Annotated in this window: 4 protein-coding genes and 1 pseudogene; 2 read left to right on the forward strand and 3 right to left on the reverse strand. The window is 65.7% G+C overall.

Annotated elements, in window-relative coordinates; genetic code table 11:
* Positions 1-572 (reverse strand): IS630 family transposase (locus AC5P09_RS51380; RefSeq protein WP_493880544.1); only part of this gene is annotated, 572 nt, incomplete at its 3' end.
* Positions 573-689: 117 nt separating this feature from the next.
* Between AC5P09_RS51380 and AC5P09_RS51385 the strand changes: the two genes are divergently transcribed.
* Positions 690-1,055 carry a DUF1330 domain-containing protein gene (locus AC5P09_RS51385; protein WP_493880541.1) on the forward strand — a complete coding sequence of 122 codons (366 nt, stop codon included), beginning with the start codon at positions 690-692 and terminating at the stop codon, positions 1,053-1,055.
* A gap of 6 nt (positions 1,056-1,061) precedes the next feature.
* Here the strand turns inward: AC5P09_RS51385 and AC5P09_RS51390 are convergent, their stop codons facing one another.
* Positions 1,062-1,568, reverse strand: a complete 507-nt coding sequence (locus AC5P09_RS51390; RefSeq protein ID WP_493880542.1) for a hypothetical protein — start codon at positions 1,566-1,568, stop codon at positions 1,062-1,064.
* Positions 1,569-1,778: 210 nt separating this feature from the next.
* On the opposite strand from AC5P09_RS51390, the pseudogene AC5P09_RS51395 reads away from it, so the two are divergent.
* Positions 1,779-1,976, forward strand: a pseudogene (locus AC5P09_RS51395) (MerR family transcriptional regulator); the annotation flags it as partial.
* A 201-nt stretch (positions 1,977-2,177) separates the two neighbouring features.
* Here AC5P09_RS51395 and AC5P09_RS51400 read toward each other — a convergent pair.
* A partial coding sequence (locus AC5P09_RS51400) for an MMPL family transporter (RefSeq protein ID WP_493880543.1) occupies positions 2,178-3,386 on the reverse strand: 1,209 nt, incomplete at its 5' end.

A 3,386-nucleotide genomic window follows, 5' to 3' on the forward strand; every position in this document is an offset into this window, starting at 1 on the left:
ACCGGCTGGGTCCGGTCCAGAGCCTGCACCTGCGTCTTCTCGTCGACCGACAGCACCACGGCGCCACCGGGCGGGGCCAGGTACAGGCCGACGACATCGGCGACCTTCTCCGCGAACGCCGGGTCTTTCGAGATCTTGAAGGTGCCCGAACGGTGCGGTTTCAGGTTCTCCTCACGCCAGATGCGGGCGACGTAATGCCACGACACCGAGACGCCCTCGCGCCGCTTCAAGTGGTCGGCCAGCGTTCGGGTCGACCAGTGCGACAGGCCTGATTCCGCCGGCGGGGACATCCTCGTCAACGCGATCACCCGAGCCCGCACCTGCGGCGGCACCTGGGTACGCGGCCCGCCCCGGCGCTTGTCCTCCAGACCGGCAACACCCCGCTCGGCATAGCGGGACTTACAGCGGTCCACCGTCAGTGGTGCCACACCGGCGAGCTCGGAGATGTCCTTTCGCCGCCGCCCCTCGGCCGACCACAACACGATCCGCGCGCGAAGCGCCACGACAGCCGGCACGTCCCGCGAACCCGCCAACTCCCGCAGCTCAGCCATCTGTTCAGAGGAGAGATTCATACCTGACTCAACGGTCACGGACGCCTCAGGTTCCACAAACAGAATCACGAGACACTAGGTGATTTAGTCCCGTGCAGTCATCGTCACAGCTGGCGCGCAACGAGAGAGGTACGGCAAATGAGCGAGAGCTCGCGACAGAAGGTACACGCATTGTGGCTGTTCGACGTGGACGATTTCGACCAGTCTAAGGTGTATTTCAAATTTGCGATCGAGAAGATGTCGGCACACGGTGGGCGGCCGATCGCAATGGGCCGTTTTCGAGCCAGCGAGAGTGGCGACATCACACCCCGGCAGTTTTATGTTCTCGCGGAATGGGAATCCGAAGAGGTGTTCAAGAGCTTCGCGGACAATGCGGCCCTGGCCGAGGCGCATTCGGACCGGGAGAGCGCAACTTCGTCCACTATCCGGCACTTGTTCGATGGTGTCGATCTGACCGGACCAGCCTTTCGGTTCGACGAGCTACTTCCGTTGCTCAAGCCTTGAGCCACCTCAGCCGCAGGCCGGCGCGGCAGTCGCCGCTTCAACTCTGTCGCCAAAGGCGCGGTGCCAAGTGTGCCGCCACGGCAAGGAAGCCCGGCGGCCTGGACCTTCTGTTTCACCTGGCAAGCTGAAAGTAAACGACTGCTTCAGGCTATTTCGTCTCAACGGTTCTGCAACGCATCCTGGTCGAAACCCAAACTCACACAGGCGAAGTTGCAGCACCTCCACCCTTCGGGCGACGTTGGATCCCGTGCCGAAATTCTGGTTGCTTGTGTTCATAGCCAGTGGCCCGGGCACCTGCTTGCCGTTCTTGGCGATGTCCACCGTGGCGTAGTTGCCGAATCCGGTGCCGCTGAGGGAACCGGCCGAGACCTTGAAGTCGGAACCGGAGATGCTGAACGAAGCGGCCAGCGCACCCTGGGCCATGGAGACGGCGACAGCCGCCGTGGCGGCCACCGTCGGCACCGCACCGACGGCGAAACGCTTCCAGTGGGTCTTGCCGATTCGCTGGGACATGCGTGGTCTCCGTTGTCGAGGTGTACGAGGTGTACGAGGTGTACGAGGTGTACGAGGTGTACGAGGTGAGAGGCCGGGTGCGAAAAGAGGGCACACCGGGGGAGAACTCGATAGCTCCACTACCGAGTTCCTGATAGTGGCACTATCGAACTCGGTGGTGCAACCCCGGGTAACGCGATACTGGTGGGACAGTTGAGCGTGAGGGAGCGCATGAGGATTTCAGAGCTCAGCCGACGGTCCGGGGTACCGGTGGCGACCATCAAGTACTACCGACGGGAGGGGCTGCTCCCCGAGGGACGCGCGCTGAACCCGACCACGGTGGAGTACGACGAGGAGCACATCCAGCGGCTCCGTCTGATCCGTTCTCTGGTCCAGCTCGGCGGGCTGTCCGTCGCCCGCACCCGTGAGGTGCTCGAAGCCGTCGACCGTCCGCTGGACGCGTTCGAGACCCTGGGCGTGGTTCATCACGCCCTGCCCGTTCCTTCCGCGGAGACGCATGACAAGAAGGACGAGGGACCGGAGGGTGCCGCCGACGAGGCGGCGTCCTGCGGAGCCGCCGCGAGGGTCGAGGCTCTCATCGAGAACCTGGGCTGGCAGATCTCCGACGCGTCACCGCACCGCCCGGCACTCGCCGAGAGTCTCGCGGCGCTGAGCCGCCTCGGCGCGGACTACACGGCCGATGACCTCATCCCCTACGCGCGGCTCGCCACCTCCACCGCGGACCTGGACTTCGCACAGTTCGAAGGGATCGAGGACCGCATCGCCCTCGCCGAGCGGGCCGTGGTCCTCACCGTGCTGTTCGAGCCGGTCGTCAGGCTTCTGCGGCGGCTGGCCCAGGAGGACGCGAACCATCGTCGCCATGATCGCAGTGCGTGCCGGACGGGGGAGCAGTCGGCGGAGTGAGTCCCCGGCGGGGTACCCGTGCGTCGCCGGCACCCCGCTCGCAGGGGTCAGCCCGCGGCCTACGGTGACCGGCTTGTCGGCGGTGTCGGCGGTGTCGTCGGCCGGCGTGTCGGTCTCCTTGATGCCGTACCGCGTGTAGAAGCGGGCCAGCGGGCCCGGAGCCCACCAAGCGGCCCTGCCCATCAGCTTCATGACGGCCGACCCCAGCAGGATGCGCACCACCAGTACGTCCACCAGGACCGCGAACACCATGCCGACGCCGAAGAGCTTCATGGTCAGCACATCGCTCATCCCGATCGCCGCGAGCGGCACGCACATCAGCAACGCGACGCTCACGACCAGGCGGCCGATGGACTGCAGCCCGGTCGCCACGGCCTCCGTGCTGTCGTCCAGCTGGTCGTACTGCTCCCGCATCCGGGACACCAGGAACACCTCGTAGTCCATGGAGAGTCCGAAGATCAGCGCGAACAGCATGATCGGCATGTTGGGCTCGATGTCGCCCGTCGGATCGAAGCCGAGCAGGTGGTGCAGATGGCCGTCCTGGAAGATCCAGACGAGCATGCCGAAGGTCGCGGACAGCGACAGCAGGTTCATCGCGATCGCCTTCAGCGGCAACAGCACCGAGCCGAACGCGAGGAACAGCAGGATGTACGTCATCACCGCGATGTAGAGCAGCATCCACGGCAGGGTCTCGCCGAGTGCGTCCAGGGTGTCGTCATAGACCGCCGACTCACCGCCGAAGTACGCGTGGGCGCCCGGCGGTTCGGGGACGTCCTTGAGCCGGTTCACCAGGTCGCGCGCATGGGTCGAGATCGCGTTGCCGTCGAAGGTGACCGACACCCGGGCCGTGGTGCCCTCGACGCCGGTGATCCGGGCGCTCGTGGCGCCCTCGGTGGCGCCGAGCCGCTCGGCGTA

The organism is Streptomyces sp. a15 (assembly GCF_059026085.1).

Bases quoted from the DNA above. Each gene is read 5' to 3' on its own strand.
- AC5P09_RS51385 (WP_493880541.1), top strand. From the start codon at position 690: ATGAGCGAGAGCTCGCGACAGAAGGTACACGCATTGTGGCTGTTCGAC.
- AC5P09_RS51390 (WP_493880542.1), bottom strand. From the start codon at position 1,568: ATGTCCCAGCGAATCGGCAAGACCCACTGGAAGCGTTTCGCCGTCGGT.